At 66.6% G+C, this 26,854-nt stretch carries 32 protein-coding genes and 1 pseudogene; 19 read left to right on the plus strand and 14 right to left on the minus strand.

The window, feature by feature from the left end; translation table 11 throughout:
* Positions 1–31: 31 nt before the first annotated feature.
* The 3 genes from Q8M13_RS00750 to Q8M13_RS00760 all read right to left on the minus strand — a co-directional run bounded on the left by Q8M13_RS00750 (position 32) and on the right by Q8M13_RS00760 (position 4,512).
* Positions 32–1,819 (minus strand): ABC transporter ATP-binding protein, encoded by a 1,788-nt coding sequence (locus tag Q8M13_RS00750; protein WP_305297707.1) that lies wholly within the window; start codon positions 1,817–1,819, stop codon positions 32–34.
* A complete protein-coding gene (locus Q8M13_RS00755; RefSeq protein ID WP_305297708.1) occupies positions 1,816–3,609 on the minus strand; it encodes an ABC transporter ATP-binding protein in 1,794 nt (597 codons plus the stop codon). The genes Q8M13_RS00750 and Q8M13_RS00755 overlap by 4 nt, the downstream gene beginning before the upstream one ends.
* A gap of 105 nt (positions 3,610–3,714) precedes the next feature.
* On the minus strand, positions 3,715–4,512 hold the full coding sequence (locus tag Q8M13_RS00760; protein ID WP_305297709.1) for a bifunctional 2-polyprenyl-6-hydroxyphenol methylase/3-demethylubiquinol 3-O-methyltransferase UbiG: 798 nt from the start codon (positions 4,510–4,512) through the stop codon (positions 3,715–3,717).
* Positions 4,513–4,892: 380 nt separating this feature from the next.
* Between Q8M13_RS00760 and ubiA the strand changes: the two genes are divergently transcribed.
* Positions 4,893–5,825 (plus strand): 4-hydroxybenzoate octaprenyltransferase, encoded by a 933-nt coding sequence (ubiA, locus tag Q8M13_RS00765; protein ID WP_305297710.1) that lies wholly within the window; start codon positions 4,893–4,895, stop codon positions 5,823–5,825.
* Here ubiA and Q8M13_RS00770 read toward each other — a convergent pair.
* Positions 5,822–6,232: a MerR family DNA-binding transcriptional regulator gene (locus Q8M13_RS00770; RefSeq protein WP_305297711.1), complete on the minus strand. Its 411-nt coding sequence runs from the start codon at positions 6,230–6,232 to the stop codon at positions 5,822–5,824. The two genes, ubiA and Q8M13_RS00770, sit on opposite strands and share 4 nt — an antisense overlap.
* A 155-nt stretch (positions 6,233–6,387) precedes the next feature.
* Here Q8M13_RS00770 and Q8M13_RS00775 point away from each other — a divergent pair, with 155 nt between their 5' ends.
* The 4 genes from Q8M13_RS00775 to Q8M13_RS00790 are packed head-to-tail and all read left to right on the plus strand — an operon-like array spanning position 6,388 to position 9,502.
* Positions 6,388–7,077, plus strand: coding sequence for an SDR family NAD(P)-dependent oxidoreductase (locus tag Q8M13_RS00775; protein ID WP_305297712.1), 690 nt, complete (start codon positions 6,388–6,390; stop codon positions 7,075–7,077).
* 41 nt (positions 7,078–7,118) lie between these two features.
* Positions 7,119–7,889 carry an SDR family NAD(P)-dependent oxidoreductase gene (locus Q8M13_RS00780; RefSeq protein WP_305297713.1) on the plus strand — a complete coding sequence of 257 codons (771 nt, stop codon included), beginning with the start codon at positions 7,119–7,121 and terminating at the stop codon, positions 7,887–7,889.
* Positions 7,890–7,931: 42 nt separating this feature from the next.
* On the plus strand, positions 7,932–8,567 hold the full coding sequence (locus Q8M13_RS00785; RefSeq protein ID WP_305297714.1) for a TetR/AcrR family transcriptional regulator C-terminal domain-containing protein: 636 nt from the start codon (positions 7,932–7,934) through the stop codon (positions 8,565–8,567).
* Positions 8,567–9,502 carry a fatty acid desaturase family protein gene (locus Q8M13_RS00790; RefSeq protein WP_305297715.1) on the plus strand — a complete coding sequence of 312 codons (936 nt, stop codon included), beginning with the start codon at positions 8,567–8,569 and terminating at the stop codon, positions 9,500–9,502. The genes Q8M13_RS00785 and Q8M13_RS00790 overlap by 1 nt, the downstream gene beginning before the upstream one ends.
* A gap of 10 nt (positions 9,503–9,512) precedes the next feature.
* Here the strand turns inward: Q8M13_RS00790 and Q8M13_RS00795 are convergent, their stop codons facing one another.
* Positions 9,513–9,989: a hypothetical protein gene (locus Q8M13_RS00795; protein WP_305297716.1), complete on the minus strand. Its 477-nt coding sequence runs from the start codon at positions 9,987–9,989 to the stop codon at positions 9,513–9,515.
* 113 nt (positions 9,990–10,102) lie between these two features.
* Between Q8M13_RS00795 and Q8M13_RS00800 the strand changes: the two genes are divergently transcribed.
* Positions 10,103–10,897, plus strand: a complete 795-nt coding sequence (locus Q8M13_RS00800) for a TSUP family transporter (RefSeq protein ID WP_305297717.1) — start codon at positions 10,103–10,105, stop codon at positions 10,895–10,897.
* A gap of 63 nt (positions 10,898–10,960) precedes the next feature.
* On the opposite strand, the gene Q8M13_RS00805 is transcribed toward Q8M13_RS00800, so the two are convergent.
* Positions 10,961–11,554, minus strand: coding sequence for an HdeD family acid-resistance protein (locus Q8M13_RS00805; RefSeq protein ID WP_305297718.1), 594 nt, complete (start codon positions 11,552–11,554; stop codon positions 10,961–10,963).
* Positions 11,555–11,695: 141 nt separating this feature from the next.
* Here Q8M13_RS00805 and Q8M13_RS00810 point away from each other — a divergent pair, with 141 nt between their 5' ends.
* Together Q8M13_RS00810 and Q8M13_RS00815 are read left to right on the plus strand one after the other, a co-directional pair.
* Entirely contained in the window at positions 11,696–12,358 is a 663-nt protein-coding gene (locus Q8M13_RS00810) for a methyltransferase (RefSeq protein WP_305297719.1), read from the plus strand.
* A 44-nt stretch (positions 12,359–12,402) separates the two neighbouring features.
* Positions 12,403–12,741: a VOC family protein gene (locus Q8M13_RS00815; protein WP_305297720.1), complete on the plus strand. Its 339-nt coding sequence runs from the start codon at positions 12,403–12,405 to the stop codon at positions 12,739–12,741.
* 3 nt (positions 12,742–12,744) lie between these two features.
* On the opposite strand, the gene Q8M13_RS00820 is transcribed toward Q8M13_RS00815, so the two are convergent.
* A complete protein-coding gene (locus Q8M13_RS00820) occupies positions 12,745–13,032 on the minus strand; it encodes a hypothetical protein (protein ID WP_305297721.1) in 288 nt (95 codons plus the stop codon).
* Between the two features lie 113 nt (positions 13,033–13,145).
* Between Q8M13_RS00820 and Q8M13_RS00825 the strand changes: the two genes are divergently transcribed.
* The 4 genes from Q8M13_RS00825 to Q8M13_RS00840 all read left to right on the plus strand — a co-directional run bounded on the left by Q8M13_RS00825 (position 13,146) and on the right by Q8M13_RS00840 (position 15,794).
* Positions 13,146–14,909 (plus strand): gamma-glutamyltransferase family protein, encoded by a 1,764-nt coding sequence (locus Q8M13_RS00825; RefSeq protein WP_305297722.1) that lies wholly within the window; start codon positions 13,146–13,148, stop codon positions 14,907–14,909.
* A complete protein-coding gene (locus tag Q8M13_RS00830) occupies positions 14,909–15,058 on the plus strand; it encodes a YdeI/OmpD-associated family protein (protein ID WP_305297723.1) in 150 nt (49 codons plus the stop codon). Before Q8M13_RS00825 ends, Q8M13_RS00830 begins: the two co-directional genes overlap by 1 nt.
* On the plus strand, positions 15,055–15,414 hold the full coding sequence (locus Q8M13_RS00835) for an MmcQ/YjbR family DNA-binding protein (RefSeq protein ID WP_305297724.1): 360 nt from the start codon (positions 15,055–15,057) through the stop codon (positions 15,412–15,414). Before Q8M13_RS00830 ends, Q8M13_RS00835 begins: the two co-directional genes overlap by 4 nt.
* Before the next feature lie 194 nt (positions 15,415–15,608).
* Positions 15,609–15,794 (plus strand): hypothetical protein, encoded by a 186-nt coding sequence (locus Q8M13_RS00840; RefSeq protein ID WP_304808885.1) that lies wholly within the window; start codon positions 15,609–15,611, stop codon positions 15,792–15,794.
* Between the two features lie 3 nt (positions 15,795–15,797).
* Here Q8M13_RS00840 and Q8M13_RS00845 read toward each other — a convergent pair whose 3' ends face one another.
* Both Q8M13_RS00845 and Q8M13_RS00850 read right to left on the minus strand, forming a co-directional pair.
* On the minus strand, positions 15,798–16,097 hold the full coding sequence (locus Q8M13_RS00845) for a UrcA family protein (protein WP_305297725.1): 300 nt from the start codon (positions 16,095–16,097) through the stop codon (positions 15,798–15,800).
* A gap of 121 nt (positions 16,098–16,218) precedes the next feature.
* Positions 16,219–16,440 (minus strand): hypothetical protein, encoded by a 222-nt coding sequence (locus Q8M13_RS00850; RefSeq protein ID WP_305297726.1) that lies wholly within the window; start codon positions 16,438–16,440, stop codon positions 16,219–16,221.
* Positions 16,441–16,519: 79 nt separating this feature from the next.
* Between Q8M13_RS00850 and Q8M13_RS00855 the strand changes: the two genes are divergently transcribed.
* Positions 16,520–18,046 (plus strand): UbiD family decarboxylase, encoded by a 1,527-nt coding sequence (locus Q8M13_RS00855; protein WP_305297727.1) that lies wholly within the window; start codon positions 16,520–16,522, stop codon positions 18,044–18,046.
* Between the two features lie 361 nt (positions 18,047–18,407).
* On the opposite strand, the gene Q8M13_RS00860 is transcribed toward Q8M13_RS00855, so the two are convergent.
* From Q8M13_RS00860 to Q8M13_RS00865, 3 genes and pseudogenes are all read right to left on the minus strand, one after another.
* A complete protein-coding gene (locus Q8M13_RS00860; RefSeq protein WP_305297728.1) occupies positions 18,408–18,671 on the minus strand; it encodes a hypothetical protein in 264 nt (87 codons plus the stop codon).
* An 85-nt stretch (positions 18,672–18,756) separates the two neighbouring features.
* A pseudogene (locus Q8M13_RS20910) lies at positions 18,757–18,867 on the minus strand (DUF6481 family protein); the annotation flags it as partial.
* Between the two features lie 413 nt (positions 18,868–19,280).
* Positions 19,281–19,490: a cold-shock protein gene (locus Q8M13_RS00865; protein WP_305297729.1), complete on the minus strand. Its 210-nt coding sequence runs from the start codon at positions 19,488–19,490 to the stop codon at positions 19,281–19,283.
* 603 nt (positions 19,491–20,093) lie between these two features.
* On the opposite strand from Q8M13_RS00865, the gene Q8M13_RS00870 reads away from it, so the two are divergent.
* Genes Q8M13_RS00870 through Q8M13_RS00885 form a run of 4 tightly spaced genes read left to right on the plus strand, consistent with a single transcriptional unit; the run spans position 20,094 to position 22,912 of the window.
* Positions 20,094–20,495 carry an MAPEG family protein gene (locus Q8M13_RS00870; protein WP_305297730.1) on the plus strand — a complete coding sequence of 134 codons (402 nt, stop codon included), beginning with the start codon at positions 20,094–20,096 and terminating at the stop codon, positions 20,493–20,495.
* Between the two features lie 37 nt (positions 20,496–20,532).
* Positions 20,533–21,864 carry a TldD/PmbA family protein gene (locus Q8M13_RS00875; protein WP_305297756.1) on the plus strand — a complete coding sequence of 444 codons (1,332 nt, stop codon included), beginning with the start codon at positions 20,533–20,535 and terminating at the stop codon, positions 21,862–21,864.
* Positions 21,864–22,658, plus strand: a complete 795-nt coding sequence (locus Q8M13_RS00880; protein ID WP_305297731.1) for a 3'(2'),5'-bisphosphate nucleotidase CysQ — start codon at positions 21,864–21,866, stop codon at positions 22,656–22,658. The genes Q8M13_RS00875 and Q8M13_RS00880 overlap by 1 nt, the downstream gene beginning before the upstream one ends.
* Before the next feature lie 17 nt (positions 22,659–22,675).
* A complete protein-coding gene (locus Q8M13_RS00885) occupies positions 22,676–22,912 on the plus strand; it encodes a DUF4170 domain-containing protein (RefSeq protein ID WP_305297732.1) in 237 nt (78 codons plus the stop codon).
* A 141-nt stretch (positions 22,913–23,053) separates the two neighbouring features.
* Here the strand turns inward: Q8M13_RS00885 and Q8M13_RS00890 are convergent, their stop codons facing one another.
* Entirely contained in the window at positions 23,054–23,719 is a 666-nt protein-coding gene (locus Q8M13_RS00890; RefSeq protein ID WP_304805761.1) for a beta-lactamase hydrolase domain-containing protein, read from the minus strand.
* Between the two features lie 67 nt (positions 23,720–23,786).
* Positions 23,787–24,221: a DUF930 domain-containing protein gene (locus tag Q8M13_RS00895; protein WP_305297733.1), complete on the minus strand. Its 435-nt coding sequence runs from the start codon at positions 24,219–24,221 to the stop codon at positions 23,787–23,789.
* 140 nt (positions 24,222–24,361) lie between these two features.
* Here Q8M13_RS00895 and Q8M13_RS00900 point away from each other — a divergent pair, with 140 nt between their 5' ends.
* Positions 24,362–26,134 (plus strand): ABC transporter ATP-binding protein, encoded by a 1,773-nt coding sequence (locus Q8M13_RS00900; RefSeq protein WP_305297734.1) that lies wholly within the window; start codon positions 24,362–24,364, stop codon positions 26,132–26,134.
* A complete protein-coding gene (locus tag Q8M13_RS00905) occupies positions 26,131–26,850 on the plus strand; it encodes a lysophospholipid acyltransferase family protein (RefSeq protein ID WP_305297735.1) in 720 nt (239 codons plus the stop codon). Before Q8M13_RS00900 ends, Q8M13_RS00905 begins: the two co-directional genes overlap by 4 nt.
* Positions 26,851–26,854: the final 4 nt, after the last annotated feature.

Below are 26,854 nucleotides of genomic sequence, written 5' to 3' on the forward strand. Positions count from 1 at the left end.
CTAGCATCGTTCAGGAAGCCAGCGTCAGCCTTCAAAGCGATCCTTCGGTCACCGCATGCAGGCGGGCATAGGCCCCGCCTTTGTCGATCAATTCACGGTGGCGGCCCTCTTCGACGACGCGGCCCTGATCAAAGACCAGGATGCGGTCCGCGCCGCGCATGGTCGACAGGCGGTGGGCGATAACGATGGTCGTGCGGCCCACCATCAGTTCCTCCATCGCCGCCTGCACCTGGCGCTCGGTCTCCACGTCCAGGGACGAGGTGGCTTCGTCCAGCACCAGGATCGGCGCATCGGCCAGGAAGGCCCGTGCGATGGCCACCCGCTGACGCTCGCCGCCGGACAGCTTCACGCCGCGCTCGCCGACCAAGGTGTCGTAGCCAAGCGGGAGCCGGGCGATGAAGTCGTGTGCCCGGGCGCGCCTCGCCGCGAGCGCGATCTCTTCTTCCGAGGCGTCCGGCCGGGCGTAGCTGATGTTCTCGGCGATGGTTCGGTGGAACAGGGCCGGGTCCTGCGGCACCACGGCGATGGCGCGGCGCAGCGCGCCTTGATTGACGCCGGCGACGTCCTGGCCGTCAATCAGGATCGAGCCGTCCTGCAGGTCGTAGAGCCGCTGGATCAGCTTCACGAAGGTCGATTTTCCTGATCCTGTCGGCCCGACCAGCGCCACCCGCTCGCCCGGCGCGATGCGCAGGGAGAAGTCGCGATAGAGCGGCTCGTCCGCCGACTTGTAGCGGAAGGTCGCACGGTCGAAGACGATCTCGCCCAGTTCGCCGGCGAAGGCCGGGGCACCCGGCCGATCCATCACCTGGGCCTCGGTCTGGGCGTAGCGGGCGACGTCCTCGACATCGTCCAGCCTCTTCTGGAGCATGCGGATGTTCTCGCCGATGTTGCGCAGATAGCCGCTCATCAGCATGAACGAGGTGATCGCGAAGGCGACGTCCCCGGCCGTGGCCTCACCCCGCGCCCACAGCCGGAGCAGCAAGCCGGTGAGACCCGCCTGCAGCACCACCAACAACAGGTTGTGCCACAGCCAGACGTTCAGGAAGCGGTTCCAGGTGATCAGGGTCAGCTTGCCCCACAGCGAGGTGATCCCGCCTATCCGCGTCTCCTCCCGATGCTCCGCGCCAAAGGCCTTCACCGTCGGGTTCGACGACAGCGAGTCGGCCAGCGCGCCGCCGATCCGGCTGTCGAGGGCGACGGACTTCAGGTTGGCCGGCCGCACATACTTGGCGGTCAGGATGATGTTGGAGGCCACGTAGAGGATCACGATGGCCATGGAGAACAGCCCCACGGCCGGCCAGCGGAAGATCATCACGCCCGAGAGGCCGAACAGCACCAGGACCGCCGGGCCAAGCCACAGGATCAGGGCGTCGGACACGGTGTCGTAGCCCCACATGGCGCGGCTGAGGCGCCGGACGGTCGATCCGGCGAAGGTGTCGGCATGCCAGTCGGACGAGAACGATTGGACCCGCTTGAACCCTTCGTCGGTCATCTCCTTCATGTTGGCCGCCGCCAGCGGATTCCAGAACCGGAAGCTGGTGTTCCGGATAATGGCGAAGGCCAGGTAGACGCCGACGAACAGCGCCCAGGCGCTCCACGCCAGATCCTGCCTGGCTGGCCCCGCGGCGACGGCGTCGACCAGCTTTCCCGCCGCCCAGGGCAGGGCCAGGTCGAAGCCGACCGACACCAGGGTCAGCACGATGCAGGCGGTCAGCAACCAGGGCCGGCGTAGCCAGAACGAGGCGATGAAGGCCAGGACTTTTCCGTTGGAAAGGACCCGCTTCTGCTCGTCCTCGGCGTCTTCGTAGTGTTCGGTCACAGATCCGATCCTTCAGTCACGGCATGCAGCCGGGCATAGGCCCCGCCCATGTCGATAAGGTCCTTGTGGCGGCCTTCTTCCACGATCCGGCCCTGATCGAAGACCAGGATCCGGTCGGCGCCGCGAATGGTCGACAGCCGGTGGGCGATGACCACCGTGGTCCGACCGACCATCAGTTCTTCCATGGCCTCCTGCACCTGGCGCTCGGTCTCCACGTCCAGGGACGAGGTGGCTTCGTCCAGCACCAGGATCGGCGCATCGGCCAGGAAGGCGCGCGCGATGGCCACCCGTTGGCGCTCGCCGCCAGACAGCTTCACGCCGCGCTCGCCAACCGGGGTCTCATAGCCGTTGGGCAGGCGAGTGATGAAGTCGTGCGCCCGTGCGCGCTTGGCCGCCAGGATCACCTCGTCCGGCGTGGCGTCGGGCCGGGCGTAGCTGATGTTCTCGGCGATCGAGCGGTGGAACAGGGCCGGGTCCTGGGGCACCACGGCGATCGCGCGCCGCAGGGTGGCCTGGCTGACCCGCGAGATGTCCTGGCCGTCGATCAGGATCCGGCCGCCCTGGACGTCATAGAGTCGCTGGATCAGCTTGACGAAGGTCGACTTGCCCGCCCCCGTCGGCCCGACCAGCGCCACCCGCTCACCGGGCGCCACCACCAGGGTGAAGCCGTCATAAAGCGGCCGCGGCTGGTTGGCGTAGCCGAACACCACGCGGTCGAACACCACCTCCCCCAGTTCGCCGCGGAAGTGTTCGGCGTCGGGGGCGTCAGCGAGCTGCGGCTCGGTGATCATGTAGGAGGCGACGTCCAGGGTGTCGTCGAGCCCCTTCTGCAGCATGCGGGTGATCTCGCTGAAGTTCCGCATGTAGCCGGCCATGACGATGAACGAGGTGATGGCGAACGCCACGTCGCCCGGCGTCGCCTTACCCTGCGCCCAGGCGTGAACCAGGAAGCCGGTCAGACCCGCCTGCAGCACGATCAGGAACATGTTCTGGACGAGACCGACATTGTTGAAGCGGTCCCAGGTCTTGTTCACCGCCGCGCGCCAAGCCTCGACCGTGCGGCCGAAACGCGCCTCTTCGCGCGCCTCGGCGCCGAAGCTCTTCACCACCGGGTTGGCGCCGACCGCGTCGGCGAGGGTCGCGCCGATCTTGGAGTCCAGCGACGTCGAAACCAGGTTTACCGGCCGAATATAGTGAACCGACGACAGGATGTTGAACGCGCCGAACACGACGATCATCACCCCGACGAACACACCGGCCAGCGGCCAGTGCAGACCCAGCGAGATCGCCAGGCCGCCGAGCACGATGAGCGTCGGCGCCAGCATCATCAGCAGAGCGTCGGAGGCGCTGTCATAACCCCACATCGCGCGGCTGACCCGGCGCACGGTGGCGCCCGCGAAGTTCGACGCGTGCCAGTCCGACGAGAAGGCCTGCACCCGCTTGAAGCCGTCATTGACGATGCGGGCCATGATGCGGGCGTAGAAGCCGTTGGCCGCGCGGAACATGGCGCTGCGCATCAGGTAGAAGACCAGATAGAGGCCCGACAGGCTGGCCCAGGCGATCCAGGCCGTGCGCGTCACCGGCTCAGGACTCGAGACAGCGTTGATCAGCGCCCGGGTGGCCCAGGGGATGGACAGGTCGCAGGCCGTCGCCACCAGCATCAGGCCGACGATCAGCGCGAACTTGCGCGGCTCGGCCAGCCAATGGCGAACGATGAAGCCCAGAACCTGGGAGTTGGTCAGTATTCGAGGACGGTTCGGGTCCTCATCGTCGTCGTATGGATCGGTCATGACGCACTTCACGAATGGCCCGGTGCAAACCGGGATGAATGGGATCTCGAGTTGGGCGCCGGAGCCCGTGGGGGAGCACGGGCCCCGGCGCCTCGCCGCGCCCCGCTAAGCGGGTCGCCGGGCCTCGAAATTGAGTATTCGGCTCGATCGGCTTGGGCGCCGGCCGGGCTGGTGATCGGCACCGACGCTGATCGCCTCGAAGCCCGCGGCGGCGAGCGCCAGTTCGAACTCCTTCAGGCCCCAGAGGCGGAAGGCCATCACCTCCAGCTCGGACTCCACCAGCTTGCCGCCCCGCCACCGCTCGTAGCGGTCGTGGGTGACACGGCGCTGGGCCAGCAGGTCGATCTCCACCGCCCGCCCCTCGATCCGCAACATGTCGCCGTCGGCGGTGGTCCAGGTTCGGATGTCCGGCTTCTCGTTGGTCAGATAGGCCAGGGGCATCAGGTCGATCAGCAGCCGGCCGCCCGGCTTCAGGTGGTCGAAAAACCGCTTCAGCACCGCGAACGCCTCGGCGAAATCATCCAGCAGGGTGAAGGTCCCCACCGGTACGAGGATCGCGGCGAACTCATTCTCGTAGGCGAAGTCCTGGAAGCGGGAACGCCGTAGCGAAGGCGTGAGCCCACGGGCGGCGCAGTGCCGGCGGCAAACCGCCAGCATGTCCTCCGAATGGTCGAAACCCTCCACCTCCAACCCCGCTTCGAGCAGGGGGATGAGCAGGCGTCCGGTTCCAACCGCGGCCTCCAGGATCGGCCCGCGCGTTCCGGCCAGCCGGTCGAGATAGAACGGCACGTCGGGCAGCGAGCCCGGCGGCTTGTCGAGGTCGTAGATCTGCGTGCAAAGCGCCCCGTAGCGATTGGGAGCTGGGGCGTTGGAAGGGACCGAGATCGGTTCGGCGATAGGCATGTCATCGTCTCTGAGACAGACGGACTCCGCGCGAGGCGAGTGGGGAATCCGTGGAATCGGGGAGCGCCGGCGGACGCGCAAAGCTGCGCGGGTGAGGCTGGCGGTGGAGTGCAGATCTGCCCGAGAAGGGCCCGGTCGCAGCTAGTCGTGGAACCCGATGCGGGCGATCACAGCGACAAGCGGCATCTGCGGACGATGATTTAGTGCTTTCACTTCGATCACCTCCCTCTCAGATGGCTGTGGGCCGGACAACGACGGCGCGAACCCTGCGCGTCTCGAATTCCCCTGTCAATCCGGGTGACCCGCGTTATTTCGGCCACCCGGTAAAGTAGCGCCGCGACAGTGGCCCGAAGGCAACAGGCGGTGCTACATGCTGCGCCATGGTCGCTCACCTTCCCGACGCCGCGCCCACCAACTGGGTGGACCGCTACGCCCCGCCATCGCTACGGCCCTGGCTGAAGCTCGGCCGGTTCGACCGTCCGGCCGGAATCTGGCTGCTGATGTTACCGGGCTGGCAGGGCGTTGCACTGGCCGCCGCGATGGAGGGCCTGCTTCCCGACCTGCTGCTGCTCGCCAAGTTCTTCGTCGGCGCGGCGCTGATGCGCGCGGCGGGGTTCGACTATAACGACATCGTCGACCGCGACATCGACGCCAAGGTCGCGCGCACCGCCGCCCGGCCGGTCGCCTCGGGGCAGATCAGCGTCAAGCAGGCCTGGGCCTATATCGCGCTATGCTCGCTGATCTCGCTGGCGATCCTGCTGACCATGCCGCCCATCGCCATCGGCCTGGGCGTCGCCTCCCTGGCCCTGGTCGCGGCCTATCCGTTCATGAAGCGGATCACCTGGTGGCCCCAGGCCTGGCTTGGCCTGACCTTCAACTGGGGCGCCCTGCTGGGCTTCGCTGCGGCGACCGGGACGCTCGGTTGGCCCGCCGCCCTGCTCTACGTCTCGGGCATCTTCTGGACGCTTGGCTACGACACGATCTACGCGGTCCAGGACATTGAGGACGACGCCCTGATCGGTGTGAAATCCTCGACGCGGCGGCTCGGCGACAATCTGCAGAAGGGCGTGCTGTTCTTCTACGTCGCCTGCTTCGCCCTGGTGCTGGCCGCGGCGTGGGCAGGCGGTCTCGGACCGCTGTTCCTGCCGCCCGTCGCCCTGTACGGCATGCACCTGTCACGCCAAGCCGCGCGCCTGGACGCCAGTGACGGCCCTGGCGCGCTGGCGCTCTTCAAGTCGAACAGCTTCGCCGGTTTCCTGCTGTTCCTGGCCATGGTGGCCGGGAGCTGGAAAGGCCCGACGGGCGGGTTCTAGGCGGCCGCTCGGCCCGCCTTGCTCAGTTCCTGCTCCAGCGCCGCGCTGGCCGCATGCAGAACTTCGATCGCGGTGTCGATCTCCGCACGCTGGGCTTCGAAGGCGGCGATGCGTTCACGATATTTCCGAAGCGCCTGGGTGTTCTGGGCGATCAGCCCGTCGTCGCGACCATAGAGATCGAAGATATCGCGGATTTCGGCCAGGGCCAGGCCGACGCTCTTGCCCCGCAGGATCAAGATCAGCCGGGCGCGATCACGGTAGGAATAGATGCGGGCTTGGCCATCGCGGCTCGGCGACAGCAGCCCCTGCTCCTCGTAATAGCGCAACGCGCGCGGCGTCGTGCTGAACTCGCGGCAGAGTTGGGTGATGGTGAATGTGGACGCCGGACGGCGCAGCTTCGTGAGCATTCTGGTCTCTCCCGATACCCGCGGGCGATTGTATCGCGCCCGTCAGGCAATGAACCTTCCCTGGCGTTTGCCTTACGTCAAGCATGACGCGACGTCAGGCTTGTGCCCCGTCACCCTGGCGCGGAAGGATGGCGGGAAAAGGGAGGAGCTAGGCCATGGGCGAGCTCGACTTTACCGGCAAGACCGTCCTGGTCGTCGGCGGCTCCAGCGGCATCGGCAACGGCATAGCCCACGGCTTCCGGGAACGTGGGGCGCAGGTCCACGTCTGGGGCACTCGCGCCGATGCTGGCGCCTATGCCGGGGTCGAGGGGTCTGACCTCTCAGGCCTGACCTACGCCAAGGTCGATGTCGGCGAGCGCGCCGAAATCGCCGGCCACATTCCGCCCTTTGCGGCCCTCGACGTGCTGATCCTCTGCCAGGGCACGGTGGTCTATCGGCGCGGCGAGTTCGAGCCCGAAGGGTGGGACAAGGTGATGGCGGTCAACCTCGACAGCCTGATGGCTTGCGCGATGAAGTTCCACGACACGCTGGCCGCGCGGCGCGGCTCCATCGTCATTGTCAGTTCGGTCTCCGGCTTCCAGGCCAATCGCGGCAATCCGGCCTATGCGGCGTCCAAGGCCGGCGCGGTCAGCCTGACCAAGACGCTAGGCCAGGCCTGGGCGGGCGACGGCATCCGCGTGAACGGCCTGGCGCCGGGCTTGGTCGACACCAAGCTGACAAAGGTCACCACCGAACATCCTGACCGCCTACGCGGCGCGATGCGGAGCATTCCGGTTGGCCGGCTGGGCGAGCCCTCGGACATGGCAGGGGCCGCCGTGTTCCTGGCCTCGCCGCTGGCGTCCTAAGTGGTCGGTCAGACGCTCATCGTTGATGGAGGCCTCAGCCTATGAGCCGGCTCAGCAGGTCGGTCAGAGGCTCGCGGGTGCTGATCACCGGCGCCGCATCAGGCATGGGCCGGGCGACCGCCGAACTGTTCGCTGAGGAAGGCGCTCAGGTCGCTGTCACGGACTACGTCCTGGCGCCGGCCGAGGCCCTGGCGGACGAACTCCGCGGACAAGGATTTTCGGCTAAGGCCTGGAAGCTCGACGTTTCCGATCCGGCGGAGATCGCCGCCGTCGTGGCCCAGATCGCCGATGAGTTCGGCGGGCTCGACATCGTCATCAACAACGCGGGCGTCTCCGGCTTCGCCGCGGTCGATAGCGACACCTACGAAACCGTCTGGGACCGATCGCTGGCGATCCTGCTCAGCGCCCACCAGCGGATAGTTCGCGCGGCCCTGCCACATCTGCGCCGCTCAGCGGCTCCGCGCATCGTCAACATCGCCTCCACCGAGGCGCTTGGCGCGACCGCGATGGACAGCCCCTATGCCGCGGCCAAGGCCGGCGTCGTCGGCCTGACCCGCGCGTTGGCGGTGGAGTTGGGTCGCGAGGGGATCACGGTGAACTGCATCTGCCCCGGCCCGATCAGCACCGGCATGACCGCCTCAGTCCCCGACGAGCACAAGGCGACCTTCGCTCGGCGACGCACCGCGCTCGGCCGCTATGGCGAACCGGAGGAGGTGGCGCACATCACGCTCAGCCTTTGCCTACCGGCGGCGTCCTACATCACCGGCGCGGTGATCCCAGTCGATGGGGGGCTGACCGCTCGGAACGCCTGACGGTTGCTTGACGGCTTTATTTGTACCGCATACAAATACGGCATGTCCAACGTCCGACCCTTGGCCGAACTGCGCGCCGTGCGGGAGCCCGGCAAACGGATGCGTTCCCGGCTGCTCGACGCCGCGGTCGAACTGTTCAAGGCCGAGGGCCTAGCCGGGGTGGCGGTGGCCGACATCGCCGCCGCCGCCGGGGCCTTCCCCAGCCAGATCACCTACTACTTCCGCACCAAGGAGGCCCTGTTCGTCGAGGCCGCCTGCCGCGAGGTGCTTTATGTCGCACGCCAAGCCGAGACCTCCGCCGCCCAGGCGCTGACCGGCTCGGACTACAATCGCCGGCTGGTGGAGACCGTGATCGGTTCGCCGGGCTTGGCCCTGTTCGTCGAGGCGCTGTCCCTGACCCGGCGGCGCCAAGACCTCGCCCCGCTGATCGAACGCACTTTCGACCGCCTCCACTCGCAGGGCGACCGCGCTTATGCTGAGACCAAGACCCAGCACGGCTGGTCCGGCGGTGACGACCCGGCCACCACCGCCCGCCGGTTCTGGACCTTGGCGCTCGGCGTCGCGCTGCGCGACGGCGCCACCGGCGCGACGGGCCAGGAAGCGATCAACGAAATGCTCGCCCTCCTGCGGCACAGCGGCGCTGGTCCGCGCGCCGCCCACTCTCATTGGGAAAACTGATGGCTGCCGCCGCTCGCCTCGATCCCAAGCAGTTCTTCACCCCCGAAGAATGGGCGCCCCTGGCGGCGCGATCGTCATGGAAGGGCCCGGCGATGATCGCCCATGCCTGGGCCCTGATCATCGCGGCCGGCGCGATGGTGGTGGTCTGGCCGCTGACCCTGCCGCTGGCAGTGATGATCATCGGCACGCGCCAGCTTGGCCTGGCGATCCTGATGCACGACGCCGCCCACGGCGCCCTGCACAGGAACCTGAAGGTCAATGACTGGATGGGAGAATGGCTGACCGGCGGCGGGCTGCAGCGCTATCGCCCCTATCACCTGACCCACCACCGCTTCGCCCAGCAGTCGGAGGACCCAGATCTTGGCCTGTCGGCGCCGTTCCCGATCACACCGCTGTCGCTGCGCCGCAAGATCGTGCGCGACCTGACCGGCCAGACCTTCTTCAAGCAACGCTTTGGCGACTTCGTGCAGCGTCTCAAGGCGCGCAAGCCCGGCGAGCCGCTATTGCCGATCATCGCCGAGGAGATCCGCCGCAAGCGTCGCTGGCTGGCCTTTGGCGTCATCGTCACCGCCGCCGGCGCACCGTTCGGCCTGTGGTGGATCTGGCCGGTGCTGTGGGTCCTGCCCCAGGCGACCTGGTATCCGCTGGTCACCCGCCTGCGGAACATCGCCGAGCACGCCTGCATCGACAAGAATGAGCCGGACCCGATGCGCCAAGCTCGCACCACGCGCGCCAGCCTGCTCGAGCGGCTGCTGATCGCGCCCTACTATGTGAACTACCACTGCGAGCACCACATGTTCATGTACGCAGGCTGCAGCCAGCTCCCGGCGATCCACCGCGCGATGATCAAGAAGGGCTATGGCGACCAGATGCTCATCGAGCCCGGCGGCTATCTCGCCGTGCTGCGCAAGGCCTCGTCCAAGACGGCGGCCTAAGGGGCGGCCCTCAGTCCGGCGCCCAAGGGCGGCGGGGGGTTCGCGCGGCGAGCGTCAGGCTGGCCGGTGTCGGCGGCCCCACGTCAATGACATGCCGCGGCTCGAAGGGGATTTCGGACCCGCTCCACAGCTCGTGGTTCTTCTCGATGCAGGTCGGCTCGCTGTCGAGCACGCCGAGATAGCCGCCTGGAAAGCGGCGGCGGACGACGACCCACAGCCGCTCGCACTCCGGCTCCTCGCCGTCTTCCACCGTGATCATGAACAAAAGCTGCGCCAGAGCGCCGCGCCCCAGTCCCGAGCGCAGTTTTTTGGACGGAATGACAACCGTGTCCGGCGCGCTCGCGCGCCTCTGCTCGGCGTCATCGAGACACCATCCGTCCAGGTCCAAGCTCGGTTCGCGCATGGCGGCAAGGTGCACGCCTAGCGGGCTGATGCAATCGCCCATCCCGCAAGCGACGCCGCTGCCCCTTTCGTCGCCCGCGCGCATGGCCTATCACGCCGGACAGCGCCCTGAGCGAGCCGACAGAGCTTCGCGGGCCAACCACCACCAACCCATCCACGCTCGGCCGCATGTCTCCCGTAGCGACAACGCGGGAAACCATGAGCGTCGATCCTGAACTTCTCGCCACCCTGTTCGCCGTCGCAGCCGTAGCGGGCGCGTTCGACGCCATCGCCGGCGGCGGCGGGCTGCTGACTGTGCCGGCCCTGTTGCTGGCGGGCTTGGATCCGGTCGCGGCCCTCGCCACCAACAAACTGCAAGGCGCGATCAGCTCGATCTCCTCGACCAGCGCCTTCGCCCGGCGCGGCCTGATCGACTGGCGCTCGGCTTGGCCGGTGGCCGTCGGCGCCGCCGTCGCCGGTTTAGCCGGGGCGCTCTGCGCCAGCCTGCTCTCGCCGCGCGTTCTGGCCGCGCTGGTTCCGCTGCTGCTGATCGTCATCGCGCTATATTTTGGCTTCTCGCGAGGTCTCAAGGCTCATGATGCGCCGGCAAAGCTGCCGCTGATCGCCTTCGCCGTCGGCATTGCGCCGGTGATCGGCTTTTATGACGGCATCTTCGGCCCCGGCGCGGGCGCCTTCTACATGGTCGCGATCGTCACCTTGCTGGGCTACGGCGCGCTCCGGGCCACGGCCCACACCAAGCTGGCCAACGCCGCCAGCAATGTGGGCGCGCTGTCGCTGTTCGTGATCAAGGGGGCGGTGATCTGGCCGCTGGGCCTGGCCATGGCCGCCGGCGCCTTCATCGGCGCCCAGGTCGGGTCGCGCCTGGCGATCCGCTTCGGAGCCAAGCTGATCCGACCGCTGCTGGTGGTGATGTCGTGCCTGATGGCGGTGAAGCTGCTCTCGGACGCCCAGAACCCGCTGCGCCAATTGCTCGCCAATGTGCTGGCTGGGTAGCTTCGCACAGCCAAACGCCGCCGCGGCCTGTGGACCGCGGCGGCGCTCTAGAAGTCTCTCGCGCTAGGCCGCGAGCGCAGCCTTCTTCTGAGCCGAGCGGACCTGGAAGCCCAGGATCAGCAAGGCGACACCGAAGACCAGGCCATAAATGCCGAGCCACCAGGTGAGCACGATCCCGCCCGCCAACGGCGAAATCAGCAGCACCACCCCGAACAGCAACGAGATGATGGCCGAGAGCGCCAGCCAACCGCGCGCCTCGACCGGTCCGCGGCGCATTGCCGTGATCAGCTTCAGCCCGCCAGCGAACAGCGCCCAGACGGCGACGATGACGACGAAGGTGACGAGGGCCAGGCCGGGCATCAGGAACAACACCAGGCTGGCGATGATATCGACCACGCCCTCCAGGGCCAGCAGGCCCCAGCTATTCTTGTGGCGCATCGCCTTGATGGCGCTGGCGATCGCCAGGAAGCCATCGGCCATCAGATAGATCGAGAACACGAGGACAATGGTCGTCGCCGCGGCGACGGGCGCCATCACAGCGAACAGGCCAAACAAGATTCCGGCGACTCCGCGCAGCACGATCGCTTGCCACGAAACGCCCTCGAACAGCGCGGTCAGGCCCGCACCGCCGGTCACATGCAATCCCTGGTCAGTCATGTCGCTTCCATCCCGTTTAAGGTGAAAAGCCTGGCGCGCCTGTCGGGTTCCCGACTAGGGGCAAAATTTCGCCACAATCTGACACCGATCCAACGTTGTTGAACGCCTACCGTTCCGCGCCCTTCGTGCTAGGGGGAGCCGGTGATTACTCAGTCCCTCGAAGGCCGCCGCGCCTTCATTCTCGAAAACACCCGGCTGCAGCCGCCGCCGCACACGCCAGAGCTCACCCTGCATCTGGCCGACGAGGTCACGCCGATCTGGCGGCTGACCGAGGAAGCGCTAGCGGAAATCGGCCTGCCGCCGCCGTTCTGGGCCTTCGCCTGGGCGGGCGGCCAAGCCCTGGCGCGCTACATCCTCGACCACCCGCAAGAAGTCGCGGGAAAGCGGGTGATCGACTTCGCCTCGGGCTCCGGCATCGTCGCCATCGCCGCCATGAAGGCAGGCGCGGGCCACGTGCTGGCCGCCGACATCGACCCGTTCTGCGGCGCAGCCCTGGCCATGAACGCCGAGGTAAACGCCGTTCGTATCGACTTCACCGACCAGGACTTGCTGGACGCCCCGCCGCCGGACGCCGACGTGATCCTGGCCGGCGACATCTGCTACGAGCAGCCGCTCGCCTCAAAGGTGATGGACTGGTTGGCCGCGGCCCATGTGCGCGGAACCCGGGTGCTGATCGGCGATCCTGGCCGCAGCTACTTCCCACGGGTCGGCCTGGAGCAACTGGCCGAATACCAGGTGCCGACGACCCGCGAGCTCGAAGATCGCGAGATCAAGAAAACCGCCGTCTGGACTCTGCCCGCCTGAACCAATAGGCAAGAACAAACGCAGAACTAAAGGCGGAGGACGAAATGCGCGAAGACGGCAAGATCGACTATGTGGAGCTGCCCGGGGGCGAACTCCTCCCCACTAAGCGCTTCTATGAGGCCGCATTCGGCTGGACCTTCACCGACTATGGCCCCAGCTACGCGGCGTTCGAGCAGGGCGTCGACGGCGGCTTCGATTCTGACGCGGCTGGAACACAGCAGCCGCTGGTCGTCCTCTACGCCCACGACCTGGAAGCCATGGCCGCCAAGGTTGAGGCGGCCGGTGGGGCGATTCTGAAACCGATCTTCAGCTTCCCGGGCGGACGCCGGTTCCACTTCCGCGACCCGTCGGGCAACGAACTGGCGGTGTGGTCGGAAGGCTGAACCTCAGTCGGACGACAAGATCGAGGGATCGCAGGCAGCGGCGAAGGTGACCTTGGCGCGGTCGGCGGCCAGCGGCAGCAGACCGGCATGGACCTGCTGCGACGGCAAGGTCATGGCGTAGCAGGCCTCGAACGGCCCGCTCATCTTGCTAAGCAGCGCCATGAAGTCCTGCTCGGCGAACCAGGTCTCGGCCGCGAGGTCGTCGGGCGAAGTCCGGTAGCCGGGCATACGGCCCAAGGCAATGCAAGCCAGCAGCCCCACTGAGGCCGCCACGGCGTCGATTGTGCGCATATCTATCCCCTGGCTCCATCATAGCGGAGCTGGTCGAGCCGATGCAAACCCCCGATGCGCAGACAAAAAGCGGCTCTATAGTGCCGCTGTAGAACACCTGTTCTGGAGCCGCCATGCGCCGCCGCACCTTCCTCGCCGCCCTCCCCGCCAGCGCCTTGGCCAGCACGACTCTGGCCCAGAGCCGTGCGGAGAACCCGAACCGAAACCGGCCCGACGTCCACGGCGGCGACCGGATTGACGGCGCCACCTTCGCCTCGCGCAGCGCCGCCTGGGGCACAAACGGCGCGGCCGCGACCGCCCACCCGCTGGCCAGCCTGGCCGCGCTCGACATGCTGCGGCTGGGCGGCAGCGCGGTCGACGCCGCCATCGCCGCCAATGCGGTCCTTGGCCTGGTCGAGCCGATCGCCTGCGGCATCGGCGGCGACTGCTTCGTGATGCTGTGGGACCCGAAGACCAAGAAGGTCGAAGGCCTGAATGGATCGGGCCGCAGCCCGCAAGGCCTCAGCCTAGCGACCGTGCGGAGCCGCGCCAAGAACGGGCTGATCCCCTCCTATGGCGCGATCTCGGTCAGCGTGCCCGGCGCCGTCGACGCCTGGTGGACCCTGCACCAGCGCTATGGAAAGCTGCCGTGGAAGGACCTGTTCGCGCCAGCCATCGCTCACGCGGAGCTGGGCGCGCCGGTCAGCCAGAACGTCGCCTACTACCTCGGCCGCTCGCTGGTGAACTTCACCAAACCCGGCGCGGGCATCGAAGAGGTCGAGAACTTCAAAAAGGTCTGGGCCGTCGATGGCCGTACGCCGCGCGAAGGCGAGGTGTTCAAGAACCCGGCGCTGGGCCGCACCTATCGGCAGATCGCCCAGAACGGCCGCGAGGCCTTCTATGGCGGCGAGGTCGCCGACGCCATCGAGCGCTACTTCAAGCGCATCGGCGGCTGGATGACCAAGGCCGACCTGGCCAATCATCACGCCCGCTGGGACCCGCCACACAAGGTCAATTATCGCGGCGTCGATGTCTGGGGTCTGTCGCCCAACAGCCAGGGCTTGGCCACCCTGCAGATGCTGAACATCATGGAGACCTTCGACTTCAAGGCGATGGGCTTCCAGTCGGCGGCCGCGATCCACCACGGCGTCGAGGCCAAGCGACTGGCGTTCGAGGACCGCGCCAAGTTCTACGCCGATCCGGACTTCTTCAAGGTCCCGACCGAGTGGCTGCTGTCGAAGGAATACGCCCGCCAGCGGGCCAAGCTGATCTCGCCCAACAAGATCCTGACGCCGGTCCACCCCGGCCAGGCCCCGAGCCAGGGCGACACCACCTATTTCACGACGTCAGACTCCAGCGGGATGATGGTCTCCATCATCCAGTCGAACTATCGCGGCATGGGTTCGGGCCTGTCGCCGGACGGCCTGGGCTTCATGTTCCAGAACCGCGGCGAACTGTTCGCCCTGACCGACGGCCACGCCAACATCTATGCGGCGGGCAAGCGGCCCTTCCAGACGATCATTCCGGGCTTCGCCACCAAGGGCGCCGAGCCCTGGCTGTCGTTTGGGGTCATGGGCGGCGACATGCAGCCCCAGGGCCAGGCGCAAATCATCTCCAACATGGTCGACTACGGCCTGGGCGTGCAGGAGGCCGGCGACAGCCCACGCTGGCACCATGGCGGATCCTCGGAGCCAACCGGCGAGGCCCAGCAGGGAATTGGCGTGTTGAACCTGGAGACCGGCGTGCCCGAAGCCACGCGCGCGGCCCTGGCCCAGATCGGCTGGAAGATGGCAGCCGATCCGGGCGGATACGGCGGCTACCAGGCCATCGAGCGCTGGCCCGGCCGCTACGCCGCCGCCACCGAGATGCGCAAGGACGGCGTCGCCCTGGCTTACTGATGGCCTCGACCGTCTTCGAGACGCCGGCGATCCGTCGCGTGGTCAGCGCCAAGAAGGACGAGACCCGCGCCAAGCGCCTGTCGATCCTGATTGACGCCTGCGCTGACGGGGTGAAGCTGGTTTCGACAACCCAAAGGGAAGAGCCATGACCCCCGAGGAAATACGCAAGATCGTGCTGGCCTTTCCCGGCGCCGAGGACGGCGTCTCCTACGGCCAGCCATCGTTCAAGGTGAACAACAAGTTCTTCACCCGACTGCGGGCCGAGGACCAGAGCATGGTCCTGCTGGAGGTCAGCCAGGATGAGCGCGAGCTGCTGATGGAGGCCGAGCCGGCCACCTTCCACTTCACCGCGCACTACAAGGATTACCCCATCGTCCTGGCCCGGATCGCGACCCTGCACCCTGGTTCGCTGCATAACTTCCTGGCCCGCCGCTGGCGCAAGATCGCGCCCAAGAAGGTTGTGAAGGCCTTTGATCTTGGCGAGCCTGACCGCCCGGTCCCCTAAGCCTTTTGGCGAGGAACGGGGTTCCCTGGCCCACTATCCACGGCTAGAGCGCAGGCATGCCGCCGCTTCCTGGACCGCAGGGGCGAGAGGTCGCGCTTCAGAACGCGGTCAAGGCGCACGACGACGCGAAGGGTTGACGGACCCAATCACGCCGACAGGGGTTCTTCCCCTGCTGCTGCCGACAGGAGATCGAGATGGCCGAACCCAAGAACCTCGAACGTTTCGAGTTCGAAGAAACCGAAGAAGGTTACCTGCTGACCGTCGGTGCTGAAGGCGGCGGAGACCTGAAAGTGGCGGTGACGCCCGATCAGATGGACGCCATCATCGACGCCCTGAACGAAGTCCTGGGCGGCGACGATGACTTCGAGGACGAAGACTAGGCGCTAGCGCGCGGCCAATTTGGCCTCTGCGGAGATCCTCGCCTCGGCGAGGGTCTCCCGATAGCAGTCCGATCCAGCGATCGCCCGCTTCACGTCACGGGCGCTGAAACGTTGCGCGCCGCACGCCGCCATCGAGGCGGTTGCCAAACGCTTTTCAAGACGTCGGGCGTCAGCGGGTTGGTTGATATCCAGGTCGGCAAGCCGAACGATCGCGTAGTCATAGCCGACAGGACCGACGGGCGCGGCCGCAAAAGCAGAACTGCTGATGACTGCAAAAGCGGCAGACAGTGCTAATATTTTCATCTTGGCGTTTCCCTACTGCTGAATATTGTCGCAGTAGCGAGACTCTACGGCCTCATCTTACCGTGACCCTTGACAGATAGGACAGACGCAGACCGCGCGCCACCTCGAAACCTTGCAGAGTTTAGAAGTCGTCTTCCATGGCGGCGCGGAAGTGCTCGAAGACCTCGGCGGCGTTTTCGTCGCTCGGCTCCTCGGCCGGCGCTTCAGGCTTGGGCGGAGCTCCGCCCACCAACCGCCCGGCCACGCCGCCGTTTTGAACCAGCAGCACCTCCTCGCCCTCCTCCAGGCTGGTGAGCAGTTGAGCCAGCTTCGGCGGCAGGTCGTCGAGATCGATGCGCTTCATGGCCCGATTTTACAGGCCTCCCACTGGTGACACCAGCCCGCCCCGGCCCTAGACCAAGCCCCTGACTATGGGAGATCGCATGGCCTACCGGTCCTTGAGGGATTTCATCGCCAAGCTCGAGGCGGCGGGCGAACTGGTGCGCGTCACCGAGCCGGTCTCGACCGCGCTTGAAATGACCGAGATCCAGCGCCGCCTACTGGCGAACGGCGGCCCGGCGGTATTGTTCGAAAACGTCATCCGCGCCGACGGGCAGCGGTCGGACATGCCCTGCCTGGTCAATCTGTTCGGCACGGTGAAGCGCGTGGCCATGGGCGTGACGCTGGATGGTCAGGAACGCACCACCGCCGCGGAGTTGCGCGAGGTCGGCGAACTGCTGGCCTTCCTGCGCGCGCCGGAGCCGCCGCGCGGCTTGAAGGACGCCTGGGACATGCTGCCGCTCGCCAAGACGGTGATGTCGATGCGCCCCGCCACGGTGAAGAAGGCGCCCGTCCAGGAAATCGTCTGGACCGGGGACGATATCGACCTGGGCAAGCTGCCGATCCAGGGCTGCTGGCCGGGCGAGCCCGCGCCGCTGATCACCTGGCCGCTGGTGGTCACCAAGGGCCCGTCCCAGGATCGCGAGGACGACTACAACCTCGGGATCTACCGCATGCAGGTGCTGGGCAAGGACCGCACCATCATGCGCTGGCTGGCCCATCGCGGCGGCGCCCAGCACCACCGCCGCTGGAAAGCCGCCGGCAAGCCTGACGCCCTGCCCGCCGCCGTGGTGATCGGCGCCGATCCCGGCACCATCCTCGCGGCCGTGACGCCGGTGCCCGAAACGCTGTCGGAGTATCAGTTCGCCGGCCTGATGCGCGGCGCCCAGGTCGAGCTGGTCCAGGCCAAGACCGTGCCGCTGCTGGTTCCGGCCGAGGCCGAGATCGTCATCGAAGGCCACGTCATGCTGGACGAGTACGCCGACGAGGGGCCGTACGGCGACCACACCGGCTATTACAACTCGGTCGAGCAGTTTCCGGTCTTCAAGGTTTCCGCGATCACCATGCGGAAGAACCCGATCTATCTGACCACCTTCACCGGCCGCCCACCGGATGAGCCGAGCGTGCTGGGCGAGGCCCTGAACGAGGTGTTCATTCCGCTGCTGCGCCAGCAGTTCCCGGAGATCACCGACTTCTGGCTGCCGCCGGAAGGCTGCTCCTACCGCATCGCCGTGGTCTCCATGAAGAAGGCTTACCCCGGCCACGCCAAGCGCGTGATGATGGGCGTCTGGAGCTATCTGCGGCAGTTCATGTACACCAAGTGGGTGATCGTCGTGGACGACGACATCAACGCCCGCGACTGGAAAGACGTCATGTGGGCGCTGTCGACCCGCATGGACCCGGCCCGCGACATCACCCTCGTCGAAGGGACCCCCATCGACTACCTCGACTTCGCCTCGCCCGAGAGCGGGCTGGGCTCGAAGATCGGCCTCGACGCCACCAACAAGTGGCCGCCCGAAACCCATCGAGAATGGGGCGAAAAGCTCGGCATGGACGAGGCCACGGTGAAAGCCGTGACCGAGAAGTGGGCGCGGCTGGGACTGCCGGGGAGTGGGGAGCCGGTGGAGTAGCTGCTGGCCCCTTGATGGCTCACCGTCGCCGGCTTTGCGCCAATACCGGAACTGGGCTCTAGGCTTAAGAGCGGACTCGCCCGCTTACGGGATTGTCTCGTTCGGCCGGATTCGACCCATTGCCGTCCTTCCGAACGGCTGTTCCCGGCACCCGGGCGTTTGCGCAAAGCGAAAGCCCAGATCGTCGATCCGGAAGGTCGGATGCCCGCTACGAGAAGGACCACATGGCCGGCGGCTTTCTCATGACCCGGGCTGACGGTGCGATCGTGGGGACCATCGTCTTCCGGTGGAGGGACTTCGGAATTCGGTCGCCGACGCACGCGCCGAGAGGCGCCTCCCCCGGGGGCGCGCGGTTGCGCCCCTAAATCCCTACGCCCGTCCTGACGAGGAAATCATCTAGATAGTCGCGCATGCTCATCGCGGCGGCACGAGTGTCTTCAAGGGGAAGGCTTTCGTCTGTGATCCGCGTCAGATCATCAGTGAGCCGTGAGAGGTATTTGCGGACGTCGCCGGAAGCCGCCGCCTCACGTTGCACCAACTGCATGAGAATGTGGTGATGGACCACAGAGCGGGCTTGTAAGTCGGCGATCAGTCTAGTGACGTTGAGTTCGGTCTGATTGGTCATGGTCCCTCGTTTCGTGCGCGCCCTGCGTGCGTGACGATCACTCCCCGGACGTACTGCCCGGGATGCGTGTGACGGCTCTACAAACCTACTTCCGCGCTTTCCTCCCGGCGTACTTCTCGTCTCGCTTGGATTTGGCGTCGGCCGCAGAGAGCGCCTTTCGCTGGTTTCGTTCGCCGCGTTTCGTGTCCACTGCATCGGCTTCTACGGCCGCCTAAGCGCGCTCAGCTTCCAACGCTTTGGCCGCGGCTTGCGAATTGGCGGCTTTGACGGCGGTGCGGTGCTCGCGCACGCTATCCAATATAGCCGCGCGCTAATCAGCGCGCTCGCCATGACGCGGGTCAGCCCCAACCATGGAGGGTTCTGGCGGACGCTGCACAAATGGCGCCTAGATGACCCCGGATCGATCGAGGTGCGAGAAGGGTGTCGACGGCACGGCGCCCGTCAACTCTCAGTTGCTTCTGAACTTGAACGACTGTGGCCTACTGGCCGGTACGCGCGAGCGCGTAGGCCCGTTCAATAGTCGACATAGTCGTCACCCCCTCCGGATGTGACGAAGGCGGCGAGCACGCTCGCCGCCTTCCAACTGTCCGGCGATCGCCGAACCGTCGCCTAGGCCGACTGGAGCTGACCGGCGGACATTTTGCCGCTCCGTTGGTCACGCTCCAGCTCGTAGCCGAGCTTTTGGCCTTCTTGGAGCGAGCCGAGCGTTGAACGCTCGACCGCTGAGATATGGACGAAAACGTCCGGGCCGCCATTGTCAGGTTGGATGAAGCCGAAGCCCTTGGTGGGGTTGAACCATTTCACGATGCCAGTGGTCATGTGAGTGTCTTTCAAGCAAAATTTCGCGCACGTCCGATGACGCGTGAGATCTAAATGTCGGAGAGGATCTTGGTAGGCCCGGAGCTCAATCCTAAGATCAAGCGTGGAGAGCAACCGAAGCCAAAGCGCATGTCGATGATTGATCATCTCATGCCCGCTCGTTGAATGCTATCGAAAACTACTCAAGATCGCTGCAGAGCAAACGGGATCTATGTGGGGGGAGCGGAAAAGTAGCGCGCCCGTAAGGGCTCTGGCATTTATCCTGGAACGTCGAACGCTCACCCAGCTATTTCAGTCCGTACTCGAAGAGGCCGAGGCAAAGGACGTTCCGTGAACAGGACGAGGAGGCAGTTTTCCAGTGAGAATGACCGCTCCAAAGAGCCAAGCTTCCGAGAGAACCGCAATGAGCCCAACGCGGTCATTGCGGTCTTCGGCGGGTTCGATGACCAGAAGCCGACCCTCCGATGGTGGAGCCCATCGTGGACTCTTGGCATAGTCGCCGGCGACACTTGCCCGACGTCCGGGCCGCCCTCCCCCTTGCCCTTTGCGTAAATCCAAGCCCAACTGCAGGCCGTCGCGGGGGCGATAGAAGGACAATCTGACATGGGCGCCGTCACATCCGGCCACGCTGCGGCGTTGTGGGTCGGTCTGCATCTGCTGCTATTGTTGGTGCTGTCGCTGCTGGTGGTGCGTCAACGCCAGCGTCACAAGGTGGCGCTGGGCGACGGCGGGGTGCCGGAACTGGCGCAGGCGATCCGCGCCTTTGGCAACGCCACGGAATATGTACCGGCCGCCATGGTCGGGATCGCCGTGCTGGCCCTGGTCGAGGCGCCGCCGCTGGCTATCCACCTGACCGGACTGTTCCTGTTCACCGGCCGGCTGCTGCACGGATTTGGCCTGTCGCGCAGCGGCGGAGCCTCGTTCGCCCGCGCCATCGGCATCACCCTGACCTGGCTCGCCTATGTGTTCGCCAGCGTCGCGCTGCTGTTCTACGCGATTGCATAAGCTTGCCGCGAGCCACGCATCCCGCCATATGGCCAGCATGGAAGAGAGCCTCTTAGCCGATGTCGTCGCCGCCGCGCTGAAAGCCGGGGCCGACGCCGCTGAAGCCGTGGGCGCCGAACGGCGCGCGCTCGGGATCAATGTCCGCCTCGGCGAACTGGAGGAAGTGGAGCGCGAGGAAAGCCGCGATCTCGGCATCCGGGTCTTCGTCGGGCAGCGACAGGCGACCGTGTCCGGCTCCGACATCTCCCCCGAAGCCCGCGCCAAGCTGGTCGAGCGCGCGGTGGCGATGGCCAGGCTCGCGCCCGAGGATCCCTATGCCGCCCTCGCCCCCAAGGACCGACTGGCCCAGGGCCCGGTCGCCGATCTCGACCTCTACGACCCGACCGAGCCTTCGCCGGAATCGCTGGAAGAAATCGCCCGCGTGGCCGAGGACGCCGCCCGCGCCATGCCGCGCATCACCAATTCCGAGGGTGGATCGGCGTCGAACTCGTCCACCCATTGGCGCCTGGTCACCTCGGACGGCTTCTCGGGCGTCTATCGCGCGTCGGGCTTCTCGGTCGGCGCTTCTGTCGTCGCCGGCGACGGCGAGGCGATGGAGAGCGGCTATGACGGCCGGTCCACGCGCTACCACGCCGACCTGCCGGACGCGCACGCCATCGGCCAGGAAGCTGGCCGCCGCGCCGCCGCCCGGCTGGGCGCGCGCAAGATCGACTCCACCACCGCCGCGGTGATCTTCGAGAACCGCTCGGCCATGTCTTTGATCAGCCCGCTGATCGGGGCCATCGCCGGCCCGTCGATCGCGCGGGGCACATCGTTCCTGAAGGACAAGCTGCACCAGCAGATCTTCGCCAAGGGCGTGAACATCACCGACAATCCGCACAAGATCCGCGGGCTGGGCTCCTCGCCCTTCGACGACGAGGGCGTCGCCAACCGCGCCTGGTCGCTGATCGAGGACGGCGTGCTGACCACCTGGATCATGAATTCGTCGTCCGCCAGGCAGCTTGGCCTGGAAACCACCGGCCACGCCTCGCGCGGCCTGGCTGGCGCGCCAGGCGTCTCGACCACCAACCTGACGCTGGAAGCCGGAACCCGCAGCCAAGCCGAGCTAATGGCCGATGCTGGCCAGGGCCTGCTCATCACCTCGATGTTCGGCCCATCGCTGAACGGCAACACCGGCGACTGGTCGGTGGGCTGCGCGGGCTTCTGGTTCGAGAACGGCGAACTGGCCTATCCGGTCGCCGAGATCACCGTCGCCGGCAACCTGATCGACATCTACGGCCGCCTTGTCCCCGGATCGGATCTCGAATTCCGCGGCTCGGCGAACTCGCCATCGTTGCTGGTCGACGGCCTGGCCATCGCCGGGCGCTGATGCAGGACTGGGCCGCCGACCTTCAACTCATCATCGACGCAGCCCGCGAGGCCGGGGCGCTGGCGCAACAACTGCGCCGCGATGGCCTGGATGTTCAGTACAAGGAAGGCGACTCGCCGGTCACCAACGCCGACCTCGCGACCGACGCCCTCATCAAGACCCGGCTGACCACCGCGCGGCCCGACTATGGCTGGCTGTCGGAGGAGACAGCCGACAATCCGTCGCGTCGCAATCACCGCCGGCTGTTCGTGGTCGATCCCATCGACGGCACCCGCGCCTTCATCAAGGACCGGCCCTGGTGGGCGGTATCCATTGCGGTGGTCGAGGACGACCAGCCGGTGTCCGGCGTGGTCTTTGCGCCCGACGTGGACGAAACCTACACGGCCACCGCAGGCGGCGGCGCCTGGTTGAACGGAGCGGCGATCCGCGCCTCGCAGCGCGACCTGGTCGAAGGCTGCGGGATGGTCGGCGACAGCCGCATGTTCAGTCACCCCGCCTGGCCCACGCCATGGCCCGATATGCGGATCGAGGCTCGGAATTCCACCGCCTACCGGCTCTGCGCGATTGCTTCGGGCACCTTCGACGCGACCCTGGCCCTGGTTCCGAAGTTCGATTGGGATCTAGCTGCGGCGGATCTGATCGCCAGAGAGGCAGGCGCCTTCGTCGGCGACCATCTTGGTCGCCCATTCGCCTATAATGGCCCCAAACCGGCGCAACCGAGCCTAGTATGTGCGGCGCCGCGTCTCGCCCCATTGATCCTGGAGCGGGTCCGGCATATTGCCCTAATGAACTGAGCAATTTGGGGAATACCATGCCCGAGAAACAGCTTCTGCATCTCGTGATCGGCGGCGAACTTGAGGATCTGGAGCACAACCAGTTCCGCGACCTCTCAAAGATCGACTTGGTTGGCGCCTATGCCAGCCACGGCGAAGCCCTGGCCGCCTGGCGGCAGAAGGCCCAGGCCACGGTAGACAATGCGTTGATGCGCTACTTCATCATCCACGCCCACAAGCTGCTCGATCCGGGCAAGGACCCGCAGCAGGGCTGATATCGGCGGGGCGCGGCAAGTTAGCGCCGCTACGCGCCGCCCCCTCACCTAGCCTCTCCCGAGGGAGAGGAATATTTCTTCTCCTCTCCCCGCCGGGGAGAGGTTGGGTGAGGGGCGAGCCTCACCGTCGCGGGGCGTCGCCTATTCCCGCTTGAGAATGCCCTCGGTCAGCAACCGGCCCCACATCTGGGCGCGGAAGTCGGCCTTGATCGCGGCCTCGTCATAGGCGTCGCTGTCGACCCATTCCAGGAAGCTCTGGCCCTTGGGTTCGCCCTCTGCGAGGTAGCGCTCGAAGGTGTAGTCCAACACCCCGGTCTTGCCTTGCTTCACATGCAGATAACGGATGTGAAGCTGCTCCAGGGCCTCGCGGATCGGCAGGCCCTTGCGGAAGTGCATGTAGAAAACGCTCATGATGCCCGCCCGGTCCGCGCCGGACTTGCAATGCATCAGGGCCGGATACTCGATCGTCTCGAACAGTTCCTTGGCCCCGTGAACCCGGGCGCGGCTCGGCACCTCGCGCGAGGTGATGGTGAAGTCCACCATCTTCAAGCCCAGGCGTTCGCAGGCGTCCTTCTCCAGCGCGTGGAAGCTGGCGTCGAACCCGCCGCGCAGGTTGATCACTGTCTTGATGCCGCGCTTCTTCCACTCGGCCAGTTGATGCGGCCAGGGCTGGTTGGTTCGCACCAGCTCGTCACTGATCCAGTGTGCGTTGGAAAAGCCCAGGCGCAGATAGGCGTGATCCTTCCAGAGATAATCCAGATAGGTCGAGGTGCGCCCCTTGGGCGTGGATAGGTCGAAATCGGCCAAGAGGGCTTCCTGTGTGAAGCGCCCTAGATATGCGTTTCGGTCGTCCGGCGGAAGCCAGCCGCGTCGATCAGTTCCCCGGCGTCATCTTCGCTGTGAACGAACGAGCCTTTCCGCTCCGAGGATCGAGCTGGCAGGCGAAGCTGAACTCCGTCCAATTGGCGCCCGATCGCACTTGGCCAGTCCCGACCAGGCTCTTGTTGCTGACCAGGGTGAGGGTCGCCGGATCGTTGGTCCCCAGGAACACCCGGTCGGCGCCGGGGATCTGCTTCTTCAGCGCGCTTAGGGCGGCGAGGCGGCAGATCACCTCCGCCACCTTCTTGGCGTTGGTCATGCTCGAGGCGAGCGCGCGTTCTTCGGGACGCTCCAGCTTGGCGATGGCCTTGGACACCACCTTGGTCTGCGCGGCAGACAGGGACGGCTCGCCGGGCGTCGCCGACTGGGCCGTCAGCGGCGTGATCATCAACAGCATCGTCGCGCCCAACGCCCGCATCGCACCCACCATTCGCCGTCTCCCGTTCTATTCAGCGTGAGCCTACACCTTGGCGGCGGCCAGGCGTCCTCACAGCTTGTTTCGCGGTACGCAGGGTCGCCCCCCAAGACGTCGTCTTGACTTCGCCGCCCTGACAGCCGACGCCAGGACCGATGAGCGAGCCCGCCGCAGAACTCTCCACCCGCGCCGTAATCGGCCGGATCGCGCGCGTCTATATGAGGCCGCGCTGGAAGGGCTGGACCGTGGCGATGATCGCCGCCGTCTGCGTCGCCTATCTCAGCGCCAGCCTGATCCAGATTCTGGAACCGGCGATCAACGACCTGTTGGTCAACCACAAGCCCGGAACACTGCTGGCCGTGCCGCTGACCATCGCCGGCCTCGCCCTCGCGCGCGGCCTGGCCCAGGTGATCCAGGCGACCCAAGTCAACCGCATCGGCAACGAAGTTGTCGGCCAGGTCCAGGTCCAGCTGTTCGGCAAGCTGGTCCGCGCCGACCTGGCCCGGCTGCGCGCCAGCCACTCTGGATCCTTCGTGTCCTCGGTGCTCTACGACGCCGGCCTGATCCGGGAGGCCGCGACCTCAGGCGTCATCAACTACACCCAGCACCTGCTGACGGTGATCGGCGCCATCATCGTGATGGTCGGCAACGACGCCATGCTGTCCCTTACCCTGTTGGTCGCCGCCCCGCTCTCGACCTGGGTGATGCGCCGGTTCTCCAAGCGCACCGTCAAGGCCACCAAGGGCGCGATGGTCGAAACCTCGGCGCTGTCGACCGCGATCATGGAAAGCCTGGACGGCGTCCGGGTCGTGAAGATCGAGAACCGCGAGGCCTACGAGGAACAGCGCGTCGCCGAGGTGGTGAAGCGTCGCCAAAAGCATCTGGTCAAGGGCGCCAACGCCCGCGCCCGCGCCGCACCGGCGACCGAGACCCTGATGACGCTGATCACCGCCGGCGTCATCGCCTACGCCGGCTGGCGCTCGCAGTCGGGCGGAATGAACGTCGGCGCCTTCGTCGCCTTCATCGGCGCCCTTGGCCTGGCCTCGCAGTCGCTGCGCCAGCTCGCCAACCTGCAGACCGTGATGGCCGAGGGCTTTTCCGCAGCCCGCCGCCTGTTCGCCGACCTGGACGTTGAGCCGGAGATCCGCGAACGGCCCGGCGCGAAGGAACTGCCCCGCGGCGAGGCGACCATTCGCTTCAACGATGTCGGTTTCACCTACGGCGCGGACGGCCCGCCGGCGCTGCAGGGCGTCACCTTCGAAGTGCATCGCGGCGAGACGGTCGCGCTGGTCGGCCCGTCCGGCGGCGGCAAGAGCACCATCCTGAACCTGATCCCACGCTTCTACGACGCCACCACCGGCGCGGTGACCATCGACGGGACCGACGTTCGCGACGTGACGCTGGCCTCGCTGCGTCACCAGATCGCCCTGGTGACCCAGGAGCCTTTCCTGTTCGACGAAACGATCCGCGCAAACATCGCCTATGGGCGGCCAGACGCCTCTGACGCCGAAATCATCGAGGCCGCCAAGGCCGCCGCCGCGCACGAATTTATCGAGGCCCTGCCCGATGGCTACGCCACCCTTGTCGGCGAGGCCGGCGCCCGACTATCGGGCGGGCACCGCCAGCGCATCGCCATCGCGCGGGCCTTCCTGAAGGATGCGCCGATCCTGCTGCTGGACGAAGCCACCAGCGCGCTCGACACCGAGAGCGAAGCCCAAGTGCAGATCGCTTTGTCGCGGCTGATGGCCGGCCGCACGACGATCCTGATCGCCCATCGGCTGTCGACGGTTCGGGGCGCCGACCGCATCTACGTCATCGAAAAAGGCCGCGTCGTGGAGACCGGCGATCACGACTCCCTCGTCGAAAAGGGCGGCCTCTATGCCCGCCTGGCCAAGAGCCAGGATCTCGAGGCGGAGCCCGCCGCTTGAAGAAACTGCTGAGAAACCCTGGGGTCCAGGCGGTCCTCGGCTGGGTGTTATGGGCCTATCTGGCGCTCACGCGCCGCACCCGTCGCTGGCGTCATGAGAACGTCGCCTGCGTGGAGCCCGTGCTGAACGCAGAGGTCCCGGCCATCGGCCTGTTCTGGCATGGGCGCATCCCGATCTGCCTGGGCCTGGCCGAGATCTGGTGGCGGCGCTCGAAGCTCCGCTGCATGGTCTCGCCCTCGTCAGATGGAGAGTTCGTCGCCCAGGCCCTGGCGCGCGCTGGCTTTCCGGCCATTCGCACCTCCTCGGCCAAGAAGGGCGACTCAGCCAAGGCGCGCGCCGCCCTGGCTGCGATCCGCGAGGCCATCGCCTGGGTGAAGGACGGCGGCGTGTTGATCGTGACGCCTGACGGTCCTCGGGGCCCGAACGAGGTGATCGCGCCAGGCGCACTGCAGATCGCCAAGCGCACCGGCGCGCCCATCTATCTGATGGGAGTGGCGGTCTCTCCAGTGAGCGTCCTGGACACCTGGGACAAGGTGAAGATCGGCTGGCCGTTCGGACGCGGGGCCACGGTGTGGGACGGCCCGTTCTATGTTCCCACCGACGCAGATGACGAAATGATCGCCCGGCTGGTGGTGGACCTGTCGGCGAAGCTGACCGCGGTCAACCGGCGAGCCGACGCCCTGGTCGGCCACGTTGATCCCGCCGCCGGGCAGTGACACA

This window comes from Phenylobacterium sp. (genome assembly GCF_030681155.1).
Classification (GTDB): Bacteria; Pseudomonadota; Alphaproteobacteria; order Caulobacterales; family Caulobacteraceae; genus Phenylobacterium.